Consider the following 21,598-nt stretch of genomic DNA (forward strand, 5'->3'; position numbering starts at 1 on the left):
AAATCATCTTTCTGTTCATTCCAGGATGGCTCACAACCTCTGGATCGTCGTGAGCGAATCGTGACCCATCCGTCGCCTGTCCACGTCTCGATCGACTTCGTTTCGCCCGGCCCCGGCACACCCGCGTTGCGCGCCGCATTCGCGCAACCCCTTGAAGTCCTCGCAGCCCATTCGCTTCATGAGGTGCGCGGCGTGCTCGACGCGGTCCAGGCGCATGCGAAAGCTGGCCGCTGGTGCGCAGGCTTCGTGCGCTACGAGGCCGCGCCGGCGTTCGATGCTGCGCTCGCGACACACCCGCCACGTCCTGGCCCGCTTGCGTGGTTCGGCGTCTTCGATGAGCCCCGTCCATGGCCAGTCCAGGACTCGAGTCCCGTTTCGCTCGACTGGCACACACCATTGCAGGCCGAGGAAGCGCGTGCGGCCATTGCCAGCATCCACAGCCGCATCGCCGCGGGCGAGGTCTACCAAGTCAACCACACGGCCCGCATGCGCGGCACGCTGCGCGCGGGCTCGCCGCACGACCTGTTCGCGGCGCTGCAGCGCTTCCAGCCCGGCACCTATGCGGCCTGCATCGACACCGGTGCCGAGCAGGTGCTCTCGGTCTCGCCCGAGCTTTTTTTTGATTGGCGTGCGGACGGCAACATCCTTTCGCGACCCATGAAGGGCACGGCCGCCCGCGGCGCCAGCGCGCACGAAGACGCGGCGAACGTGGCCGCGCTTCGCGCGAGTCTCAAGGAACGTGCGGAGAACGTCATGATCGTGGACCTGATCCGCAACGACCTCTCACGCATCGCCGAACTGCACAGCGTTGCCGTTCCGCGCCTGTTCCACGTCGAGGCACTGCCAACGGTGTGGTCCATGACCAGCGACGTCACTGCCAAGACCCGCTCCGGCACGACCTTGGCCGAAGTGTTCGCCGCCCTCTTTCCCTGCGGTTCGGTCACCGGGGCGCCCAAGGTGCAGGCCATGCGCACGATCCGCGAGCTGGAGCCCGACGCGCGTGGCGTGTATTGCGGCGCGGTCGGCGTCGTGCGTCCGGGGGGCGCGGCAACGTTCAATGTGGCGATCCGAACGCTCGAATTCGATGGCGGGACCGAGGTGTGCTGCGGCATCGGCAGCGGCGTCACCATCGATGCGACTTTTGATGGGGAATGGGCCGAGTGGGGCCACAAGGCAGCCTTCGTCCGGCGAGCGAGCGAGCCGTTCGCATTGCTGGAAACACTGCGGATCGAGGACGGCGCGGCCCGCAATGCCGAGTTTCATCTGACGCGCCTCGCAGCCAGTGCCTGGCACTTCGGTTATCCCTGTGAGCTGGGGAAAGTTGCCGGTGCGCTCGAAGGTCTGTCGTCGAAGCATCCGCGGGGTGTTCGCCGCGCGCGCCTGCTGCTGCACGCCGATGGTCGTCTCGAGACCGAGGCTGCCCCGATGCTCGACCACACGGGACCGGCACTCGTGCGCATGGCGCCCCAACCCATGCGCGAGGCCGGTGGCGAGTTCGTTCGCCACAAGACCACGCGGCGCGCGCACTATGATGCCTTCGCTCCTACTGAAGGTGTGTTCGACACGCTCCTCTGGAACGAGGCCGGAGAGGTCACGGAATTCACGCGCGGCAATGTGGCCGTGAAAATCGCGGGCCACTGGATCACGCCGCCGCTTGCCAGCGGCCTGCTGCCCGGCGTCGGCCGCGCACAGGCGCTCGCCGCCGGAACAATGAAGGAGCAAATCATCCGCATCGACGATCTGGCGCACGCCGAGGAAATTGCTTTCCTCAACAGCCTGCGCGGCTGGATCGTCGTGAAGTTCGAGCTCAATTAGGCAACATGTTCTTCTCTTCATCTACCGAACCATGGACGCCCTCCGCCACGGGCATCCAGATCGAATCCGTCGTGCTCGAGCGCGGCGGCCAGCGCGTGTTCGACGGCCTCACGCTGAGCCTGGATGAGCCGCGCATCGGCATCATCGGCGACAACGGGGCCGGCAAGAGCAGCCTGCTGCGCTTGATCGCCGGCCTGGACCAACCTCAGCGCGGCCATGTGAAGGTGCACGGCCACGATGCGAGGTCCGATCGCTCCGCACTGCCGCGCAAGATCGGCCTGATGTTCCAGAACCCCGATGACCAGGTCATCTGTCCCACGGTCGAGGAAGAGCTGGCCTTCACCCTGAGCGCCCGGAACCTTTCGCGCAAGGAGGCACGCAAGGAAGCGCGCGCCTTCCTCGCGGACCGTGGGCTGGCGCACTGGGGCACCCGCGCCATCGCCGAGCTGAGCCAGGGACAGCGTCAACAGGTGTGCCTGCTCGCGCTGCAGATCGGCCGCCCGCTCACGCTGCTGCTCGACGAGCCGTTCGCCAGCCTCGACCTGCCGAGCCAACATCGGCTCTCGCGGCAGATCATGGCCAGCACGCAGCAACTGGTCTTCTCGACGCACGTGCTCGAGCAGGTGCGCGACTTCGAGCGGGTGATCTGGCTCGACCGCGGACAGGTGCGCGCTGACGGAGCGGGCCGCGAAGTCTGCGAGGCCTACCGTGCCGACGTGATGCGCCGCGCCGACGCGTGCACACCGGAAATGGAGCCGTCGTTGTGCTGAGCCTGTACGGCGCAAAGATGACCTGGCTGCATCGCGTTCCAGCCAGCCTGAAGTTGCTGGCGGTGTGCCTCTGCGGGACCACGCTGCTGCTCGTGACCGACTTGCGCTGGCTCGCAGGCGCTTGCGCGCTGACCATCGCGGGCTATGCGTCGCTGGGCTCGCTCGCCTGGCGCCACGCGGGCCGACTGCGCGGCGTGGTGATCGCTGCGGCGCTGATCGCGGGCTTCCATGCCTGGGCCGGATCGCCCGGCCTCGGTATCGCCAGTGCCCTGCGCCTCATGACCGCGATTCTGCTCGCGACGATGCTGACGCTCACCACCCGATTCGATGACCTGCTCGACGTGCTCGAAGCCCTGCTTCGCCCCTTGCAGCTGCTCGGTGTGCCGACCGGGCGCCTGGCGCTGGCACTGGCCCTGGTGCTGCGTTTCGTCGATGTCTTCCACGGCCGATGGCAACGCCTTGACGATGCGCATCGCGCCCGTACGGGTCGCTCCGGTGGGCTGCGGCTGCTCGCCCCCCTGACGGTGCGTGCGCTGCAGTCGGCCGAGCACGTCGCCGATGCACTGGCCGCCCGGCTGGGCCACTGAGACCCACTTCAATTCATCCAATGACAACCATGAACCCAACGCCTTCCACCACTTCCTCCCGTTCGCTCGCCCACGTCGCGCTCTTCGCGGCGCTGATCGCGGTGATGGGGCTGATCCCCAAGATCGATCTGCCTTTCGGGGTTCCGATCACCCTGCAGACGCTGGGCGTCATGATGGCCGGCTGCCTGCTCGGCGCCCGGCGCGGCTTTCTCGCCGTGGGCCTCTTCCTGCTCATGGTGGCGCTGGGCCTTCCGCTGCTTGCGGGGGGTCGTGGCGGCCTCGGCGTGTTCGTTGCGCCGTCCGCCGGGTTCCTGATCGGATGGCCGTTCGGTGCCGCGGTCTGCGGCTTCGTGATGCGCCGCCTGTCGCACCTGCGGGGCCGCGCGCTGCTGGCGGGCGCCTTCGTTGCGGCGCTCGTCGGCGGTATCGGCGTCGTCTATGCCTTCGGCATCGCCGGCCTGGCGCTGGTCGCCAAGCTCTCCGTCCAGCAAGCGGCGCTGGCCAGCGCGGTGTTCATCCCGGGCGACCTCGTCAAATGCGCGATCTGCGCTGCCGTGGTGCAGACCGTCGTGCGCGGACTGCCGCATTGGCGCCTGGCCGAGTAAGGCCGGGCGGGTGACGAAGTTCGACACGGTGCACGCGCCGATCGCCTACTGGGCGGCGCGCACACCGAATGAAACGGCCATCGACGACGGCTCGCTGAGCCTGAGCTTCGAGGCGCTGGCCGACCAGGTCGACGCCCAGGCGAGAACACTGCGCGGTGCATCTACATCTTCATCCGTACCGGCGCCGCTGTGGGTCGACGACACAGGCACCCCGGGCGCGCAGCTGGTCAGCTTCCTGGGGATCCTCGCTGCCGGCCATGCCGCCGCGGTCGGAGATCCCGACTGGTCCCCGGCGCTGCGGCGCCAGGTGATGGCGCTGCTGGGCACGGCATCGACCGCCGGGCCGGCGCGCGACGCGACGCTTGCTGCGGGCTCGTTCTATGTCGGCTTCACCTCCGGCAGCACCGGCCTGCCCAAGGGCTTCGTGCGCAGCCATCGCTCCTGGACGAGCAGCTTCGAAGCCTGTCTCGAAGCCTTCGGCCCCGCGGCGCGCACCACCCTGCTCGCCCCGGGACGGCTTTCGCACTCGCTGTTCCTGTTCGGCGCGCTGCTGGGCTTGTGGACCGGTGCCGGCGTGCGCCTGCAGACGCGCTTTTCCGCGGGCGCCGCACTGGACAGCCTGATGCAGGGCAATGCAAGGAGCCTCATCGCGGTGCCCAGCCAGCTCATCCTGATGCTCGAGCAGGCCCATCGTCACGGCCCGCGCGCCATCGAGGAGACGCAAGGGGTGATGATCGGCGGCGCGCCCTGGCCTCGCGCGCGTACGCCGCAGTTGCAGGCGCTGTTTCCCAACGCGCGCATCGTCGAGTTCTATGGCGCCTCCGAAACCAGCTTCATTGCCTGGACCGACAGCCGGGCCGACCTGCCGGCCACGGCCGTCGGGCGACCGTTTTCGAACGTGGAGTTGCGCATCGAACAGCTCGCCACCGCGCGCGAGGACTCGACCGCATCCGGTGCACGCCCGGGTCTGATCCATGTGCGCAGTCCGATGCTCTTCACGGACTACGTGACGCCCGCATCGGCCGAGGCCCCCGCGATCCTGCGCGACGGCGATTGGCTCTCGGTGGGCGACATGGGCCACCTCGATGCCGACGGCATCCTCCATCTGGCGGGGCGTCGACAGCGCATGTTCGTCGTGCAGGGCAAGAACCTGTTCCCCGAAGAAGTGGAGCAGATCCTGACCGACCATCCATCGGTGGTGGCGGCCTCGGTCCAGGCCGTGCCCGACGTCGTGCGCGGCATGCGCGCGGTCGCGGTCGTTGAGTTGGCCGAGGCCGTCGATCGTGCCACCCTGGCTTCGTGGTGCCAGGCACGCCTGGAACCGTACAAGACGCCACGCCGCGTCTACGTTTGCGCCCAGTGGCCGCGCACGACCAGCGGCAAGACCGACCATGCGGCACTGGCACGGCTGCTGGCTGCCCATCCGGAGGGGCCCGCGGACTGGCAAGTCCTGCCGTGGCAGCTCTCATGACCATGACATCGGATGCGCCCGTGTTGCTGGGTTGGGCCCGCAGCGCGGTCGTGCCCCGGGGCGGCGCGCTCGCGCAGCTGGCTGCGCACGAGATCGCGGCACCGGTCGCGAAGGCGCTGCTGGCGCGCAGCGGCGTCGATGCGCGGGCCGTTGATGCGATGGTCTGCGGCAACGCGCTCGGCGCGGGTGGCAATCCGGCGCGGATGGTCGCGCTCGCCGCCGGATTGCCCGAGTGCACGGCGGCCTTCTCGGTCGACACGCAGTGCTGCTCCGGGCTCGATGCCGTTTCGATGGCTGCCGGATTGATCGCCGCCGGGCAGGCGCAGGTGGTCGTGGCCGGCGGGGTCGAGGCCTGGAGCCGCTCGCCGATCCGGCAGCATCGCCCGCTCACGCCCGACGAGGCAGCGCTGCCCTATGAACGGCCGGCCTTCGCGCCCGACCCCGCGCGCGACCCCGATCTGCTCCTGGCTGCGGCCCGTTACGCCGGGCAGGCGTGCATCGCGCGAACGGCGCAGGATGCGTACGCCGTGCGCAGTCATGCCAAGGCGCTGGCCTGGCGCGAGCGCATGGCCTCGGAAATCGTTCCCATCGGCGCGGCCGTGCATGACAGCTATGCGCGTGCGCTCACCGATGAGCGCGCGGCGCGCACGCCCGTCGAGGCGGTCTCGGATCAGTGCGCCTCCTCGGACGTCGATCCGCGTGCCACGGCGGTCAGCCGGCTCGCGATTGCACCGCAGGCCGATGGCGCGGCGTTTGTCCTGATGGCCTCGCCCCAGGCAGCCACTGCGCTTGGCTTGCCTGCCCTGCTGCGCTGGCGGGGCGCACTCGCGGTCGGCATCGCGCCGGAGATGCCGATGCTGGCTGCGGCGCGTGCGGCAAAGGGTTTGCTCGCCCGTCAGAGGCTCGCGGCATCCGCGCTATGGGGCGTGGAGCTGCACGAGGCCTTTGCCGTGCAGGCACTCGCATTCGCAGATGAGTTGGGCATCGCGCCCGAGCAGCTGAACCGTGGAGGCGGCGGCCTGGCGCGTGGCCATCCCATCGGCGCCTCGGGCGCGGTCAGCCTGGTGCGGCTGCTCGCCGACATGGCGCTCGAGGCCCATTCCGGCGCTCTCGGTCTCGCATGCATTGCTGCTGCGGGCGGCCTCGGCTCAGCAGCGTTGGTCGAGAAACCGTAGCCGCGGCCAGCTTGGCTATCGCACCACGCGCAGGAACTCCGACACGTCGCGCCGCACCGTGCGCACCTTGTTCTCGGGGGCCGATGGGTCGGCATAGCCGATCGAGAGACCGCAGACGATCGACTGGCCTATATCGAGCCCCAGCACGTCGCGCACGACATGGGGGTAGGAAGCGAGTGCACCGATGGCGCAACTCCCCAAGCCACGCGCCGCCGCCGCGAGCATGAAGCCGTAGAGGCACATGCCCAGGTCCATGTAGCAGCCGCTGCCCATGCGGGCGTCGATGGTGATCACGAGCGCGACCGGCGCATCGAAGAAGCGGAAGTTGCGTTCGAACTGCGCGCGGCGCGCTTCCTGGTCGTCGCGCTCCGCACCCAGGGCGCCATAGAGCGCCTGCGCTGCCGCCACCTGGCGCCTGCGCAGCGTCATCGGCATGGGAACAGGAAAGTAGCTGTAGTCCTCGTTCTGAGGCGCACCGCCCCGGTACGTCTCCACCAGCCGGTCCGAGAGCCTCTGGCGCGCTGCCCCCTCGATGCGGATGAACTCGCCCGGTTGCAGGTTCGCACCGCTGGGCGCGCGCCGCGCCTCCTTCAGCATCTGCGGGATCCACTCATCCGGCACGGGCCGGTCCGTGAAGCGGCGGGTCGAACAGCGGCCATCGGCCAGTGACGACCAGCCTTGCACTGCGACGGGGGTGTCGGCGCGCAAGCTGTGCATGTCCTTCGTGGTCATCCGCGGATTTTCCAGGAATTCCCTCGCGGTCCTGAACTCGGAGTTCTAGAGCTCTATCGGTCCCGTTCCGATGAGAGGGCACCCATGTCCTACTCGACCATGACGCAGCTTGTTCGCAGCTTTCTCGAAGGCCCGCTCACGCGCTGGTTGCTGATGCGATGGCGTCGAAAGCAATTCCTGTCATCTGCTGGTTTCGGGTGTTACTTCGGCGCATATTCCTCATTCGAGGAGGCTCGACAGTACCTGCCGCCCTCGCCGGGGTTCGACGAGGAGGCATTGACCGAGGAACACGTCACCATCCGCACCAACAGGATCTTCGCTTACGACTACCCCATGCTGTGGTGGCTCTCTTCGGCTTTCGGATCGGGCGCCAAGAGCATTCTGGATATAGGCGGCTCCGTCGGCGTTCACTTCTACGCATACCGGCCCTGGCTTCGGTATCCGCCGGAGCTCAGGTGGACCATCGTGGAAGTTCCCGCCGTCGAACGGGTGGGAAGACGCCTGGCGGCAGAACGAGAAGCCACTTCATTGGACTTCTGCACAGACCTGTTGGAGGCAGTCTCTCGTACTGGCGCGAGCATCTGGATATCCGCGGGAGCCCTCCAATATCTGGCGCCTCCCTCCTTGTCGGTTCTGCTCCACACGTGCAGCAGGCATCCGGGGCACATCCTCCTCAACAAGCTGCCGCTCTTCGATGGCGACGACTTCGTGAGTGCGCAGAACCTTGGCGAATCCTGCTTCTCGCCCGTGCACATCTTCAATCGGGTGCGCTTCGTCGAATCCATCCTGGCCGAGGGCTATGTTCTCAAGGACCAGTGGGCCGTGTACGAGCGGAGCTTTTATCTGCCTGGCTATCCGGAGCGCAGCTTCCCTTGCTTCACGGGCCTCTATTTCGTTGCCGATGAGTCGTGATTCCCTTCTGCCCAGGTCCGCATCCTTCAAGTGCTCAAGCGGATCGCTGACGCAAGCCAGGATCGAAATCCTGGAGACCTGAAGAAGGAACTCGAAGGAGAGCAACCATGAGCAAAGAGCAGACCCGCTTCGTCTACGTGACCTACATCCGGTCAACCTCGGAAAAGGTATTCGAGGCCATCATGAAACCGGAGGTCACGCGGCGCTACTGGGGCCACGAGAACGTCTCCGACTGGAAGCCCGGGTCGACCTGGGAGCACGTGCGCGCCAACCAGGAGCGCACGGTCGACCTGGTCGGCAAGGTGGTGGAGGTCTCGCCGCCGACGCGCCTGGTCTTCACGTGGACGAGCCCCTCGCAGGCCGCCGACCCGGACAGCTACACCCGCGTGAGCTTCGAGGTCGTGCCGTACGAAGACATGGTTCGGCTGACGGTCACCCACGACGAACTCGAGGCAGGCAGCGAGATGGACAAGGGCATCCAGCACGGCTGGCCGATGGTTCTTTCCAGCCTGAAGTCGCTGCTGGAAACGGGACAGGGCCTCGACGTCTTTGCCAAGCCGAAGGCGGCCTGAGCCCATTGGCCTCGATACGCCCTCGAAGCTCGCGGTGCCGACAAAAAACGTCCGTCTGTTCAGCAGGCCGCGCCTGCGGTACAACCGCCCCGTTCAAGCATTGATCGAGAAGCTAGGAGGTCGCGATGCGTCGCCTGTTCGCCAACCGGCTGGCCGTAGCCACCGCGGTCGTCGTGGTGCTGGGATCGCTCGTCTTCGCGGCCGTCCGCGTGAGCACCTGAGCGCTCACTGGGACTTGAATTCGTCCGCCGTGATGCCCAGCTTGCGCAGCTTGTCATGCAGGGTCTGCCGCGCGATCGACAGTGCGCTGGCCGTGGCCGGCTGGTCCCCCCGGTGCTTGCGCAGGGTCTCGACGATCACCGCCCGCTCGAAGGACTCGACCTGCTGCGGCAGTCCGCGCGGCAAGGCCGGCTCCCCTTCGGCGTTGCCGCGCGCCTGCGTCAGGCGCTCGCCCAAGAGGCCGAGCACGAAGCGGTCGGCCACGTTGCGCAGCTCGCGCACGTTGCCCGGCCAGGCGTAGGCCATCAGGTCGGCGACCTGCGCGCCGCTCGGGATCGGCGCGACGCGCCCGTAGCGCACGGCCGCCAGCAGCGTGAAATGCTCGAACAGCAAGGGGATGTCTTCGCGCCGCTCGCGCAGCGGCGGCAGCTCGATGAAGGCGACGCCGAGCCGGTAGTACAGGTCGGCCCTGAACTTCTGCCGGTCGCTCATCTCCTTGAGGTCTTCCTTGCTCGCGGCCACGACGCGGCAGTCGAAGGGAATGGCCCGGTTGGAGCCGATGCGCTCGATCGAACGCTCCTGCAGTGCACGCAGCAGCTTGATCTGCACTGCCATCGGCATGCTCTCGATCTCGTCGAGAAAAAGCGTGCCGCCGTCGGCGTATTCGAACTTGCCCACGCGCACGCGGTTGGCGCTGGTGAAGGCGCCGGCCTCGTGGCCGAACAGCTCGCTCTCGGCCAGCGCCTCGGGCAGGCCGCCGCAGTTGAGCGGCACGAAATGCCGGCGGCGACGGTCGCTGTGCTCGTGCAGGCAGCGGGCGACGAGCTCCTTGCCGGTACCGGTCTCGCCATAGATCAGCACGTCGGCCGAGGTCTCGGCCAGAGTCATCACGTCGCGGCGCACCTGCTGCATCTGCGCCGAACGGCCGATCAGCACCGCCTGGATGCCGTTCCAGTTCTCCAGCGCATCGCGCAGCGCGCGCACCTGCAGCGTGAGCTGCCGGCGCTCGATCGCGTGGCGCACGATGGCCACCAGCCGCTCGGAGCTGAAAGGCTTCTCGATGAAGTCGTAGGCGCCCTCGCGCATGGCCTGCACCGCCATGGCGATGTGGCCGTGGCCGGTCACCAGGATGACCGGCAGCTCCGCATCGGCCTCGCGCAGTTCGCGCAGCCATTCGGTGCCGCTCAGGCCCGGCAGACGCACGTCGCTGATCACGATGGCCGGCACGTTGTAGCCGATCTGCGCGCGCGCACGCTCCGCGCTCGCGAAGGCTTCGACCTCGAAACCGGCCAGGGTCAGCACCTGGGTGGTGCTGAGGCGGACGTCTTCGTCGTCCTCGACCAGCAGCACCCGGATGGCGGGGACTTCGCTCACTTGTTGATCACTCCTGTGGGGTGTTTCGAATGGCGGCCGGCAGATCGACGACGAAGCAGGCGCCGCCGTCCGGCAGGTTGGCGGCACGCAGCGTGCCGTCCATGGCCCGCACCAATTGTGCCGAGATCACGAGGCCCAGGCCCAGCCCGGTGCCCGCCGGCTTGCTGGTGACGAAGGGCTCGAACAGGCGCGCCAGGATGTCGGGCGGGATGCCGGGCCCGGTGTCGCTCACGCGCAGGATCACGCGGCCGCCCTCCCGCGGCATCGCCTCGAGCCGCAGCGTGCGCCGGGGCGCGGCCTGCATGGCGTCGATCGCGTTGCGCATCAGGTTGACGAGCACGCTGCCCAGCGCGGCCTCCTCGGCCATGACGCTCAGGGTGGCGGGCTGCACGTCGACCTCGATCACGATGTCGTTCTTCTTCGCGGCCTCGGCGACGATGAGCCGTGCATCGGCCGCGGCCTGCGCCAGCGCCACCGGCGCGAGCTGCAGCTCGCTCTTGTGGGCGAAGGTCTTGAGCTGCGAGGTCAGGCGCGCCAGGCGGTCGACCATGCCGCGGATGCGGTGCAGGTTGCCGCGCACGTCGTCGAAGCGGCTCTGGTCGAGCAGGATGGTGGCGCTCTCCGAGAGCGCGCGCATGGCCGTCAGCGGCTGGTTCAGCTCGTGCACCACGCCGGCCGAGATCTGGCCCAGCGCGGCCATCTTGCCGGCATGCACCAGCTCGCCCTGGGCCGCACGCAGCTGCGCGGTGCGCGCGACCACCGTCGATTCGAGGCTGTCGTGCGCCGCCTGCAGCGCGGCCTGGTTGGCCAGTTTCTGCCGCACGGCGCGGCGGCGCTGCCACAGCGTGACGGCGATCAGCAGCAGCACCGCCATCGCCAGGCTCGCGGTGATGGCCGCGTAACGCGCGCCCAGGCGCACGGGCGCCAGGTCGTCGAGCACCACCAGCTGCCAGGGCGCCCCGCGCAGCGTGCGCGTCGAGGCGAGCTGATCCACGCCGTCGAGCACGACGACCCGCACGTCGCGCGCCAGCGCCTCTTTCTGCGCCCACTGCAAGGGCTCGAGGCCGGCCTCGCCATAGGGACGCGAGCGCTGCACCTCGGCGCGCTGCAATGCTTCCAGCGGCCGCAGCGGACGGAACTTCAGGTCCTCGCGGGTGGCCAGGATCACCACGCCGCGCTGGTCGAACAGCGCCACGTCGCCCGGCAGCAGGCGCCAGGCGCGCTCGGACTCCTCGAGATTCACCTTGACGGCCACCACGCCGCGCGCCGGCTGGTCGCGGCGCAGCGCGTACGACAGGTAGTAGCCGGGTTTGCCGCTGGTGATGCCGATGCCGTAGAAACGGCCCCAGCCTTGCCGCAGCGCATCGATGACGTAAGGCCGGAACGACAGATCCTGGCCGATGGTGGTGCCGGGCCGGTCCCAGTCGGAGGCGGCCAGCGAAGTGCCGCTGGCGTCGAGCACGTATAGCATCTCCGAGCCCGCGGCGGCGTTGACGCCATCGAGGTAGCGGTTGACCGCATCGCGCAAGCCCGGATCCGAAGGCGCGCCGAGCAGCGCCGGGACGATGGGCGTCATCTCCAGCAGCGCCGGCAGGTACTCGAAGCGGGCCAGGTCGGCATCGAGCCCGGTCGCGAGCATGTCGAGCCGGTGCTCGGCCGCCTCGCGCAGCCGGGCCAGGCCGCTCTGCATGGCCAGATGGTGGCCGGCGACGGCGGCCAGCGCCACCAGCGCCAGCGCGCCGCACCAGCGCGGCAGGCCGCGCCAGCGCTTTTTCCGAGTCTCGAAAGGCAGATCGAAGCGCCGGGCCGGCTCCCATGAAATCATGAGCGCGTTATTGCACAAGGTCGGGTGGGGCCGCATCGGTGACTGCCCGGTGGCGCGCGTGTCGGACTCGGGTCGCTCGGGCCCGCCACTGGCCAGCGCCACGCCCATGCCGCCGGCGACGCACAGCGACGTTCAGCGCGCCTGGGCCACGGGCATGGGGGTCTCGACCTGTCCCAGCACCGCCTCGGGCGCTTCGGCCGGAGCGGGCGTCTCGTTGTCCAGGACGCGCTTCATGCGCTCGGCGTCCAGCTCCCTGGTCCACTTGGCCACCACGACGGTGGCGACGCCGTTGCCGATCAGGTTGGTCAGCGCGCGGGCTTCCGACATGAAGCGGTCGATGCCCAGGATCAGCGCCAGGCCGGCCACCGGCACGTGCCCGACGGCCGACAGGGTGGCGGCGAGCACGATGAAGCCGCTGCCGGTCACGCCGGCCGCGCCCTTGGAGGTCAGCAGCAGCACCAGCAGCAAGGTGATCTGCTGCATCAGGGTCATGTTGGTGTTGGTGGCCTGCGCGATGAACACGGCCGCCATCGTCAGGTAGATCGAGGTGCCGTCGAGGTTGAACGAATAGCCGGTCGGGATGACCAGTCCGACCACCGACTTCCTGGCGCCCAGGTTCTCCAGCTTGGCCATCATGCGCGGCAGCACCGATTCGCTCGAGGAGGTGCCCAGCACGATCAAGAGCTCCTCCTTGATGTACTTGATGAACTTCCAGATGCTGAAGCCATGCGCCCGTGCGATGCCGCCGAGGACGACGAAGATGAAGACCAGGCAGGTGGCGTAGAAGGTCGCCATCAGCTGGCCGAGCTGCAGCAGCGAGCCGACGCCGTACTTGCCGATGGTGAAGGCCATCGCCCCGAAAGCGCCGATCGGTGCCACCTTCATGATGTAGCCGACGATGACGAACAGCACGTGGGAGAACTTCTCGATGAAGTCGAACACCAGCGTGCCGCGGCCGCCGAACTTGTGCAGCGCGAAGCCGAACAGCACGGCGAAGAGCAGCACCTGCAGGATCTCGCCCTTGGCGAAGGCATCGACCACGGTGTTCGGGATGATGTTCGTCAGGAACTCGACCGTGCCCTGCATCTGCCCCGGCGCCGTGTAGGCGGCGATCGCCTTGGTGTCGAGCTGGCTCACGTCGACGTTCATGCCGGCGCCCGGCCGCACGATGTTGATGATGACCAGCCCCACGATCAGCGCAACGGTGCTGACGATCTCGAAGTACAGCAGCGCCAGGCCGCCGGTCTTGCCGACCTTCTTCATGTCCTCCATGCCGGCGATGCCGACCACCACGGTGCAGAAGATGATCGGTGCGATCAGCATCTTGATCAGCTTGATGAAGCCGTCGCCCAGCGGCTTCATCGCCGCACCGGTCTGTGGATAGAAGTGACCCAGCAGAACGCCGATGACGATCGCGGTGACGACCTGGAAGTACAGGGACTTGTAGAAGGGCTTGGGTACGGGTTGGTGGTCCATGGGTGAACTCCTGGAAGGTTTCAGACGCCGGCGGCGTGGCGGCTCGCGAGGGCCGCGCCGCGCTGCGAGTTGGCGTCGACCACCGCCAGCGCCGTCATGTTGACGATGCGCCGCACGGTGGACGAGGGCGTGAGGATGTGCACCGAGCGCGCCGCGCCCAGCAGGATGCCGCCCACCGTGATGCCGCTGCCGGCCGCCATGCGCAGCAGGTTGTAGGAGATGTTGGCGGCGTCGACGTTGGGCATGATGAGCACGTTGGCCTCGGCCTCCAGCGCCGAATCCGGGAACTCGCGGTCGAGGATCGACTTGGACAGCGCCGCGTCGCCGCGCATCTCGCCTTCCACCGCGAGCTGCGGATCGCGCGCCTTGATGAGCGCGAGCGCCTCGCGCATCTTCACGGCCGAGGCCGCATCCGAGCCGCCGAAGTTCGAGTGCGACAGCAGCGCGACGCTCGGCGTCACGCCGAAGCGGCGCACCTCTTCGGCGGCGAGCAGCGCGATCTCGGCGACCTGCGCCGCATCGGGATCGCGGTTGACGTGCGTGTCGCAGATGAAGAGCTGGCGGCCCGGCAGCATCAGCATCTGCATGGCGGCCAGGGTCTTGGTGCCGGGACGCAGGCCGATCACGTCGCGCACGTGGCGCAGGTGGTCGCCGTAGCCGCCGAGCGTGCCGCACAGCATGGCGTCGGCGCGCCCCTGGCGCACCAGCATCGCCGCCAGCAGCGTGCCGCGGCTGCGCATCTCGGTCTGCGCCACCACGCGGGAGACGCCATCGCGGCGCTTGAGCTGGTAGTAGGCCTCGGCCGCGTCGCCGTGCACGGCGGGGTCGAGCGGGTCGACGGTTTCGCAGTCGCGGCCCAGCTCGAGGCGCAGGCCGTACTGCGAGATGCGCTCGGCGATCACCTCGGGGCGGCCCAGCAGCAGCGGCCGCGCGAGGCACTCGTCCACCACCACCTGCGCGGCGCGCAGCACGCGCTCGTCCTCGCCCTCGGCGTAGACCACGCGCTTGGGCGACTGCTTGGCGGCCGCGAACAGCGGCTGCATGCTGCTGCCCGACTGGTAGACGAACTGCGACAGCCGCTGGCGGTAGGCCTTCATGTCGGCGATCGGCCGCGTCGCGACGCCGCTGTCGACCGCCGCCTGGGCCACCGCGGGCGCGACGGCTTCGATCAGGCGCGGATCGAAGGGCTTGGGAATCAGGTAGTCGCGGCCGAAGCGCAGGCCGAGAGCGCCATAGGCTTGCGCCACCACGTCGGGAATCTCGGCGTGCGCGAGCTGCGCGATGGCGCGCACGGCGGCGAGCTTCATCTCTTCGTTGATGGTGGTGGCGCCGACGTCGAGCGCGCCGCGGAAGATGAACGGGAAACACAGGACGTTGTTGACCTGGTTCGGATAGTCCGAACGGCCGGTGCCGAGGATGGCGTCGGGGCGCGCGGCCAGCGCGTCTTCCGGCAGGATCTCCGGCGTCGGGTTGGCCATCGCGAGAATGATCGGATCGCGCGCCATCTCCCTGACCATCTCGGGCTTGAGCACGCCGCCGGCCGAGAGGCCGAGGAAGATGTCGGCGCCGCCGATCACGTCAGCCAGCTTGCGCGCCGAAGTCTCCTGCGCATAGCGGGCCTTGTTCGGGTCCATCTGCTCCTTGCGGCCGGTGTAGACCACGCCCGCGCTGTCCGCGACGTAGATGTTGTGCATCGGCAGGCCGAGGCTCACGATCAGGTCGAGGCAGGCCAGTGCCGCCGCGCCGGCGCCCGAGGCCACCAGCTTGACTTCGCGGATGTCCTTCTTCACGTGCTGCAGCGCGTTGAGGATGGCGGCGGCAGCGACGATGGCGGTGCCGTGCTGGTCGTCATGGAAGACCGGGATCTTCATGCGCTCGCGCAGCTTCTTCTCGATGTAGAAGCACTCGGGCGCCTTGATGTCCTCGAGGTTGATGCCGCCGAAGGTGGGCTCCATGCGCGCGATGGTGTCGATGAGCGCGTCGGGGTCGGTCTCGTCGAGCTCGATGTCGAACACGTCGATACCGGCGAACTTCTTGAACAGGCAGCCCTTGCCTTCCATCACCGGCTTGCCGGCCAGCGCGCCGATGTTGCCCAGGCCCAGCACGGCCGTGCCGTTGGTGATGACCGCCACCAGGTTGGCGCGCGAGGTGAGGTTCATGGCCTCGGCGGGGTCGCGCGCGATCTCCATGCAGGCATCGGCCACGCCGGGCGAATAGGCGAGCGCGAGATCGCGCTGCGTGGCCATCGGTTTGGTCGGGTTCACCGAGATCTTGCCGGGCGTGGGAAAGCGGTGGTAGTCGAGAGCGGCTTCGCTCAGGTTGTCGGACACGATGCGATCTCCGTATGTCTGTAGAGGTATGGCCACGATCAGTTCTGGGCCAGCGCGCAGACGGCGCACAGCCAGTCGTTGAGTCCGCCCAGGAGGGCGTCCGGCTGGTCCGCGTGCACCCAGTGGCCGGCATCCGCAATGCGCTGGAACTCGGCGCCGGGAAACAACGCCCGGATGCCGGGCTTGGATGCGGGCTGCAGGTAGTCGGACTCCGCGCCGGCAATGAAGAGCGCCGGCCCGTCGTAGCGGGCATTGCGCAGCGACGCTGGAAAGTCGCAGAGATCGCGCATGCACAGGCCCGTCGCCAGCAGATTGAGCCGCCAGTCGAAGCGGTCGCGCTCCCGGCGCAGGTTCTGCATCAGGAAGTCCACCGGCGCATCGGCGCAGAGGCTTTCGGCCAGTGCCCGGCGGATCTCGTGGCGGCCGGCCGCGCCGGCCATGTCGAGGTTGCGCATGGCCGACATGTACGAGGAGAACTGGCCCGCATAGCTTTCAGGGGCGATGTCGATCACGGCCACGCCGCCGACGGCTTGCGGGTGCGAGAGCGCCAGCGTCATCGCCGTCTTGCCGCCCATGCTGTGGCCGACGACGAAGGGCCGCTGCAGTTGCTCCCGCTCGATGAGCGCCAGCGCGTCCTGCGCCATCTCGGCGTACGACATCGATGGGGCCCACGGCGAGGCGCCGTGGTTGCGCGCGTCGGGCAGGTAGATGCGGTAGTTCGCAGCCAGCGACTGCGCGACGTGGGTCCAGTTGCGTCCGGCACCGAAGAGGCCATGCAGGATCACCACCGGAGGCCCCGATCCCACGACCTCGAAAGCGAGTTCTAGCGGCATGCGTGCGGCGCGGGGTCAAGCTCACCCATGGTGCTCATCGATTTGTCTCCTGTGTCCTGGGCCAGATCCGCGTCGGGCGACGCAGCCGGGCCTCTGGTGCTGAGCAATCGATGTGCCACGCGGCGCAAGGCGCCCGGAGCGCGCTAAGTCATTGATTTCACGAGGAATGAAATGAGGATGACGGGCAGGGCCTGCCGATGATCCGGATTCGGAACGCAAATCCCGTCCGAATCCCCGGACCGGTGATTCGGTAAAACCCTGATGTCACGCGCAGACGGCCTTGCTCGAGACAGCGCTCAAGGCCTGGATCGTGGAACACCACCATCCGGAAAAGACTCGGCCGCCGCCGTCTCGGCGAGCCAAGCCGTGAACGCCGCCGCCAGCGGGTCTTGCGCCCGGTGCGGCGCCACGAAGACGCTGTAGCCCCGCTGACCGTGTCCCACGTGCGGATGGGCCAGCACCAGGTCGCCTGCCTGCAACTCGCGCCAGGCGAAATAGCGCGGTACGAGCCCGACACCGAGATCGGCCCGCACCGCCTCGACCAGCATCGAGAACAGGTCGAAGCGGTGCCCTGCCGCCGTGTTCACCGGGACACGGTCGACGCCGGCCTGCGCGAACCATTCTTCCCACCCGCCGAGTCGCGAGGTCAGTTGCAGCAGCGTGGCGCCGCGGAAGTCGCCGCGTGCCATGGCGCGCCGGCCGCTGGCCTGCGGCGCGCACACGGCCACGCATTGCTCCTGCATGAGGGGCAGCACCAGGGCGCCAGGCCACACGGCATCGTCGTATTGCACCGCGACGTCGAAGGCCGGTTCGGGCATGTAGATCTGCGTCGGGAACACCTGCAGGTGCAGGCTGCAGCTCGGCTCGCGCTGCGCGAATGCGGGCAGCCGCGGGATCAGCCAGCGCTCGGCCAGCACCGGCACCGCGCCCACCAGCAGGCTCACGCCGTCGGGCCGCTGTGCCATCGCTTCGAGGGTGTGGTTCTCCAGCCGCAACAGATCACCCGAAATCTGGGCGTGGTAGCGCCGGCCGGCTTCGGTGAGCCGGGAGCCGCGCGAAGTGCGCTGCACCAGTTGCACGCCGAGCTGGTCTTCGAGCAGGCGCAACTGTTGGCTGACGGCGCCGTGCGTGAGGCTCAGCGCCTCGGCCGCCTTGCTCAGGCCGTGATGGCGCGCCACGGCATCGAACACCACCAGCGCGCGGGTGGTAGGGATGTGGCGGCGGCCGCTGTTAGAGAAGCTCACAGCACGCTAGATTAAAGGAGAGCGGTGCAGGCCGCAAAGCGAAAGAATGTCGACCTGCCGTCCACACTCACTGATCGCACCATGTCCCGCATCCTCGGTACTCGACTCGCCCACCTCGCCTCGGCCGTCGCGCTGCTGGCCGCCAGCGCCGCACAGGCCCAGAGCTTCAACGCGGTGGCGCCGACGCCGGTGCAGGTCAAGCCGGCGGTCGACCAGGCCTACACGCAGCTCACGGGATCGCCTGCCATCGCGAAACTGCTCGACGCGGTCAAGGCCGACCACGAGCGCTCGGTGGAAGACCTGAAGATGCTGACGGAGATCGAGGCGCCGCCATTCAAGGAGCAGAAGCGCGCCGAGGCCTACCTCGCGCGCATGAAGGCGCTCGGACTCGCAGATGCGCACATCGACGCGGAAGGCAATGTGGTCGGCCTGCGCAAGGGCACGGGCAACGGACCCAAGCTGTTGATCTCGGCACACCTCGATACCGTGTTTCCGGCCGGCACCGATGTCAAAGTCAAGGAGCGCGACGGCAAGCTCTACGCACCCGGCATCTCGGACGATGTGCGCGGCCTGTCGGTGCTGCTCTCGTGGCTCAAGGTGCTCAACGACAACAAGGTCCAGACGGTCGGCGACCTGCTCTTCGTGGGCAACGTCGGCGAAGAAGAGCTGGGCAATCTGCGAGGCATGAAGCAGATTTTTGCCGAGCACCGCGACATCGACGGCATGGTCGGGCTCGAGCCGGCACCCGACGGCAGCGTGCTGATCCTGGGCACCGGCAGCCGCCGCTACGAATTCACCTTCAAGAGCCCGGGCGGCCACAGCTACGTGGCGTTCGGCCAGGTGCCGAGTGCAATCCACGGCATGGGCCGCGCGATCGCCAAGATCGCCGACATCAAGACGCCGACCTTCCCCAAGACGACCTTCACCGTCGGCACGGTGGGGGGCGGCACCTCGGTCAACACCATCGCGCCGGATGCGCGCATGGCCGTGGACATCCGCTCGGATGCCATGGAGCCGCTGCTCGAAACCGAGAAGAAGATCCTGGCCGCAGTGGACGAGGCCGTGATCGAGGAGAACAAGCGCTGGAACGTGAACACGCTGGCTGTCACGAACAAGCTCATCGGCGATCGCCCCGGTGGCCGAACCGCGGCCGATTCGGTGATCGTGGAAGCCGCCGTCCGCGCCAACAGCGTGTTCGGCCACAAGACGCTGCTCTCCGGCGCGAGCACGGACGCCAACGTGCCGATGGCGCTCGGCATCCCGGCCATCATCATCGGCGGCGGCGGCAAGACCGGCGGTTTCCATGCGCTCGGCGAATGGATCGACGTGACGGATGGCTGGAAAGGCGCGCAGAACTCTCTGCTGACGGTGCTGGGACTGGTCGGCGTGCAGGGCGTGAGCGAGCCCCTGCTGCAAAAGCGTCCGCCGCGCGCCGCGGCAATGTAGCAGCGGCGTCGAGCGGGCGCGCAGTCTTCGACCGGGTGTCTACCAGGCGGTGGCGCCGGCATCGATCGCGAAGTCGGCCGCGGTGACCCAGCTCGACTCGTCGGAGGCCAGAAAGACGGCGCACCAGGCAACGTCTTCCGGTTGGCCCAGCCGCTTGAGCATGAACTTTTGCAGCGCCTGCTCGCGAAAGCCGGGTATGTTGTCGAGCGGCTCGCGGGTCGCCGCCGTTTCGACCAGCGCCGGCGAGATCGTATTGACGCGGATGCCGTGCGCCCCGCCTTCCATGGCCAGTTGGCGCGACATGGCCAGCACCGCTCCCTTGCCGGCGCAATGCGCGAGCGCCGGCGACAGCGGCAACGCCATGCGCGCGTTGGCCGACGCGAAGTTGATCATCGAGCCGCCGCCGCGCGCTTTCAGATACGGCCAGGCAGCCTGGGCCGCCAGGAACACGATGTCGACTTCGCCGGTCAGCGTCTTGCGCCACTGGCTCTCGTAATCCATTTGCTCCAGCCACTGGAAAGCACCGAAGGCGGCGGCGTTGACGACGATGTCGATGCCGCCGCAAAGCTTGGCCGCATGCGCCATCAACCGGCGAACCTGCTCGGGCTGCGTCAGGTCCAGCGGGTGTAGGCTGTGCATCGTCAGGCCCTGCGACGCGGCAGTGTCCAGCGTGGCCTGCGCGGCCGCCGCATCGATGTCGCAGCCGATCACCTGGGCCCCTTGCTGGGCGAACAGAAGGGCACAGCCGCGCCCGATGCCGGCGCCGATGCCGGTGACCACGGCGACCTTGCCGGCCAGCCGGGTTCCGCGACTGCCCGGCAGTGCGGGCTTGGGGGAGGGGTTCACGTGCATCGTCATCGATCAAGCTCCGAATTGTGGCGCCGGTCGACGCCGCGCCGCACCCGCCATGGCCGCAACGATGGCCAGCGCGACCAGCACGAAGCCGACCAGGCCGACGGCCTGGGCACGCGGGACGACCAGGCCCTTTTCGAGCGCCACGATCACGATCGGGTTGACGAACAGGCCGAGAAAGAAACCCGACTGGAACGCACCGGTGCCCATGCCGCGGCGCGAGACCGGCAGTCCTCGCATGTTCCAGGTCACCAGGGCCGGCAGCGTGATGCCGGCACCCAGGCCGTTGACCATGCCGGCGACCGTCAGGGCTGCGTAGCTGTCGGCGGACTGCATCAGCACGAAGCCGATGCCGGCCACCAGCGCGCCAGTCGCGAGCTGGAATGCCACGCGCAGCCGCCCTGCCAGCACCCAGCCGAACAACAGGGTGCCTGCGATCACCCCGAGGCTGTTGAGTCCATAGGCGAAGCCGATCGCAGAAGGAGACTGCACCCCGATGGCGCCATGCAGGTAGCCGAAATGCACCGGCACGGTCAGGAACATGATGCCGTTCAGGAAGGACAGCACGCAGGTGAAGACGAGCAGGCCCGGGCGAAAACCACGGCTGTCTTCGGCGACCTGCTCGGCGGTCATGCTGGCGCGGCTTTGCGGTTCCCACAGGTAGATCGCCATCAGCGGCGCCAGCAGCAGGCTCAGCGCGAACACCGCGTAGGGCGCACGCCAGCCGTGCTCGGCGACCACGCCGCCCACCATGTTCAGCAGGAACGCCGACGATGCCGACACGGTGGTCTGCAGCGACATGAAGCGCTCGCGCTTCGCGCCGCTGTAGTAGTCGCCGATCATCGTGGTGCTGACCGTCATCAGCACGGCTTCCATGATGCCCAGGGCGAAGCGACTGGCGATGATCGCGCCCAGCGACTGCAGGTAGAGCGGCGCGGTGCCCACCAACGCGTACAGCAGCGTGGCGACCACCAGCAATCGCTTGCGGCCGAAGCGGTCGGCCAACTCGCCGGCGAACACGCTCAGGCCGGCCATCATGAGCATCGGCGCGGTCATCGTGAGCGGGACCAGGAAGTCGGCGCTGGGCACATCGGCGAAGTGCGCCTGCATGGCCGGCAGGCTCGGCCCGAGGATGGCCGTGACGAGCACCGTGAGGCCACTGGTGATCAGCAGGATGAAGGCCTGGATCGGGCGCGGCGCCGGTCGGCTCGCTGGGGTCGCGGCCGGATCGGAAGGAACGGGAGAGTCGAACATGTTTGTCTCTTTGTCTGGTTGTTTTGTATTGCGAGGCGTGCCGCTAGGGCCGGCGCCGGGCCGCCAGCGCGGCGAAGTCCGCGCTTCGCACGGACGGGGCGGCCTG

18 protein-coding genes are annotated in these 21,598 nt (G+C 68.3%); 9 read left to right on the forward strand and 9 right to left on the reverse strand.

All coding sequences use genetic code 11. The annotated features are described in order from the left end of the window. The first annotated feature begins 60 nt into the window (after nt 1–60). From VAR608DRAFT_RS05710 to VAR608DRAFT_RS05735, 6 genes are read left to right on the forward strand one after another with little or no spacing between them, the layout of a single operon-like run. On the forward strand, nt 61–1,815 hold the full coding sequence (locus tag VAR608DRAFT_RS05710) for a chorismate-binding protein (protein WP_231973263.1): 1,755 nt from the start codon (nt 61–63) through the stop codon (nt 1,813–1,815). Nucleotides 1,816–1,820: 5 nt separating this feature from the next. Next, on the forward strand, nt 1,821–2,585 hold the full coding sequence (locus VAR608DRAFT_RS05715; protein WP_088953178.1) for an energy-coupling factor ABC transporter ATP-binding protein: 765 nt from the start codon (nt 1,821–1,823) through the stop codon (nt 2,583–2,585). Nucleotides 2,586–2,602: 17 nt separating this feature from the next. Continuing rightward, nucleotides 2,603–3,172 (forward strand): energy-coupling factor transporter transmembrane component T family protein, encoded by a 570-nt coding sequence (locus VAR608DRAFT_RS05720; protein WP_231973264.1) that lies wholly within the window; start codon nt 2,603–2,605, stop codon nt 3,170–3,172. A gap of 29 nt (nt 3,173–3,201) precedes the next feature. Then, nucleotides 3,202–3,777 carry a biotin transporter BioY gene (locus tag VAR608DRAFT_RS05725; RefSeq protein WP_088953180.1) on the forward strand — a complete coding sequence of 192 codons (576 nt, stop codon included), beginning with the start codon at nt 3,202–3,204 and terminating at the stop codon, nt 3,775–3,777. Between the two features lie 10 nt (nt 3,778–3,787). Beyond that, nucleotides 3,788–5,248: an AMP-binding protein gene (locus tag VAR608DRAFT_RS05730; protein ID WP_231973265.1), complete on the forward strand. Its 1,461-nt coding sequence runs from the start codon at nt 3,788–3,790 to the stop codon at nt 5,246–5,248. A gap of 2 nt (nt 5,249–5,250) precedes the next feature. Then, entirely contained in the window at nt 5,251–6,423 is a 1,173-nt protein-coding gene (locus VAR608DRAFT_RS05735; protein ID WP_088958630.1) for a thiolase family protein, read from the forward strand. A gap of 15 nt (nt 6,424–6,438) precedes the next feature. On the opposite strand, the gene VAR608DRAFT_RS05740 is transcribed toward VAR608DRAFT_RS05735, so the two are convergent. After that, nucleotides 6,439–7,155 carry a nitroreductase gene (locus VAR608DRAFT_RS05740; protein WP_088953181.1) on the reverse strand — a complete coding sequence of 239 codons (717 nt, stop codon included), beginning with the start codon at nt 7,153–7,155 and terminating at the stop codon, nt 6,439–6,441. Nucleotides 7,156–7,239: 84 nt separating this feature from the next. Here VAR608DRAFT_RS05740 and VAR608DRAFT_RS05745 point away from each other — a divergent pair, with 84 nt between their 5' ends. Both VAR608DRAFT_RS05745 and VAR608DRAFT_RS05750 read left to right on the forward strand, forming a co-directional pair. Next, on the forward strand, nt 7,240–8,067 hold the full coding sequence (locus VAR608DRAFT_RS05745) for a methyltransferase, TIGR04325 family (protein ID WP_088953182.1): 828 nt from the start codon (nt 7,240–7,242) through the stop codon (nt 8,065–8,067). Between the two features lie 107 nt (nt 8,068–8,174). Next, nucleotides 8,175–8,639: an SRPBCC family protein gene (locus tag VAR608DRAFT_RS05750; RefSeq protein WP_088953183.1), complete on the forward strand. Its 465-nt coding sequence runs from the start codon at nt 8,175–8,177 to the stop codon at nt 8,637–8,639. 225 nt (nt 8,640–8,864) lie between these two features. On the opposite strand, the gene VAR608DRAFT_RS05755 is transcribed toward VAR608DRAFT_RS05750, so the two are convergent. The 6 genes from VAR608DRAFT_RS05755 to VAR608DRAFT_RS05780 form a co-directional block, all read right to left on the reverse strand. Next, nucleotides 8,865–10,232 (reverse strand): sigma-54-dependent transcriptional regulator, encoded by a 1,368-nt coding sequence (locus VAR608DRAFT_RS05755; protein WP_088953184.1) that lies wholly within the window; start codon nt 10,230–10,232, stop codon nt 8,865–8,867. A 7-nt stretch (nt 10,233–10,239) separates the two neighbouring features. Then, nucleotides 10,240–12,159, reverse strand: a complete 1,920-nt coding sequence (locus tag VAR608DRAFT_RS05760; protein ID WP_231973266.1) for a sensor histidine kinase — start codon at nt 12,157–12,159, stop codon at nt 10,240–10,242. A 30-nt stretch (nt 12,160–12,189) separates the two neighbouring features. Then, nucleotides 12,190–13,533 carry a dicarboxylate/amino acid:cation symporter gene (locus VAR608DRAFT_RS05765; protein WP_088953185.1) on the reverse strand — a complete coding sequence of 448 codons (1,344 nt, stop codon included), beginning with the start codon at nt 13,531–13,533 and terminating at the stop codon, nt 12,190–12,192. A gap of 20 nt (nt 13,534–13,553) precedes the next feature. Beyond that, entirely contained in the window at nt 13,554–15,863 is a 2,310-nt protein-coding gene (locus VAR608DRAFT_RS05770) for an NADP-dependent malic enzyme (RefSeq protein ID WP_088953186.1), read from the reverse strand. 38 nt (nt 15,864–15,901) lie between these two features. Next, a complete protein-coding gene (locus VAR608DRAFT_RS05775; RefSeq protein ID WP_088953187.1) occupies nt 15,902–16,696 on the reverse strand; it encodes an alpha/beta fold hydrolase in 795 nt (264 codons plus the stop codon). Between the two features lie 296 nt (nt 16,697–16,992). Continuing rightward, entirely contained in the window at nt 16,993–17,940 is a 948-nt protein-coding gene (locus VAR608DRAFT_RS05780; protein ID WP_088953188.1) for a LysR substrate-binding domain-containing protein, read from the reverse strand. Between the two features lie 81 nt (nt 17,941–18,021). Here VAR608DRAFT_RS05780 and VAR608DRAFT_RS05785 point away from each other — a divergent pair, with 81 nt between their 5' ends. Beyond that, complete coding sequence (locus VAR608DRAFT_RS05785; protein WP_088958632.1) at nt 18,022–19,386, forward strand: M20/M25/M40 family metallo-hydrolase; 1,365 nt, start codon at nt 18,022–18,024, stop codon at nt 19,384–19,386. 39 nt (nt 19,387–19,425) lie between these two features. On the opposite strand, the gene VAR608DRAFT_RS05790 is transcribed toward VAR608DRAFT_RS05785, so the two are convergent. Then, entirely contained in the window at nt 19,426–20,244 is an 819-nt protein-coding gene (locus VAR608DRAFT_RS05790) for an SDR family NAD(P)-dependent oxidoreductase (RefSeq protein WP_231973267.1), read from the reverse strand. Between the two features lie 3 nt (nt 20,245–20,247). After that, a complete protein-coding gene (locus VAR608DRAFT_RS05795; protein WP_088953189.1) occupies nt 20,248–21,492 on the reverse strand; it encodes an MFS transporter in 1,245 nt (414 codons plus the stop codon). Nucleotides 21,493–21,598: the final 106 nt, after the last annotated feature.

The sequence above is a fragment of the Variovorax sp. HW608 genome, assembly GCF_900090195.1.
In the GTDB taxonomy this organism is placed as follows: domain Bacteria; phylum Pseudomonadota; class Gammaproteobacteria; order Burkholderiales; family Burkholderiaceae_C; genus Variovorax.

Bases quoted from the DNA above. Each gene is read 5' to 3' on its own strand.
- VAR608DRAFT_RS05715 (WP_088953178.1), top strand. From the start codon at position 1,821: ATGTTCTTCTCTTCATCTACCGAACCATGGACGCCCTCCGCCACGGGC.
- VAR608DRAFT_RS05720 (WP_231973264.1), top strand. From the start codon at position 2,603: ATGACCTGGCTGCATCGCGTTCCAGCCAGCCTGAAGTTGCTGGCGGTG.
- VAR608DRAFT_RS05725 (WP_088953180.1), top strand. From the start codon at position 3,202: ATGAACCCAACGCCTTCCACCACTTCCTCCCGTTCGCTCGCCCACGTC.
- VAR608DRAFT_RS05735 (WP_088958630.1), top strand. From the start codon at position 5,251: ATGACATCGGATGCGCCCGTGTTGCTGGGTTGGGCCCGCAGCGCGGTC.
- VAR608DRAFT_RS05740 (WP_088953181.1), bottom strand. From the start codon at position 7,155: ATGACCACGAAGGACATGCACAGCTTGCGCGCCGACACCCCCGTCGCA.
- VAR608DRAFT_RS05745 (WP_088953182.1), top strand. From the start codon at position 7,240: ATGTCCTACTCGACCATGACGCAGCTTGTTCGCAGCTTTCTCGAAGGC.
- VAR608DRAFT_RS05750 (WP_088953183.1), top strand. From the start codon at position 8,175: ATGAGCAAAGAGCAGACCCGCTTCGTCTACGTGACCTACATCCGGTCA.
- VAR608DRAFT_RS05765 (WP_088953185.1), bottom strand. From the start codon at position 13,533: ATGGACCACCAACCCGTACCCAAGCCCTTCTACAAGTCCCTGTACTTC.
- VAR608DRAFT_RS05775 (WP_088953187.1), bottom strand. From the start codon at position 16,696: ATGCCGCTAGAACTCGCTTTCGAGGTCGTGGGATCGGGGCCTCCGGTG.
- VAR608DRAFT_RS05785 (WP_088958632.1), top strand. From the start codon at position 18,022: ATGTCCCGCATCCTCGGTACTCGACTCGCCCACCTCGCCTCGGCCGTC.
- VAR608DRAFT_RS05790 (WP_231973267.1), bottom strand. From the start codon at position 20,244: ATGACGATGCACGTGAACCCCTCCCCCAAGCCCGCACTGCCGGGCAGT.
- VAR608DRAFT_RS05795 (WP_088953189.1), bottom strand. From the start codon at position 21,492: ATGTTCGACTCTCCCGTTCCTTCCGATCCGGCCGCGACCCCAGCGAGC.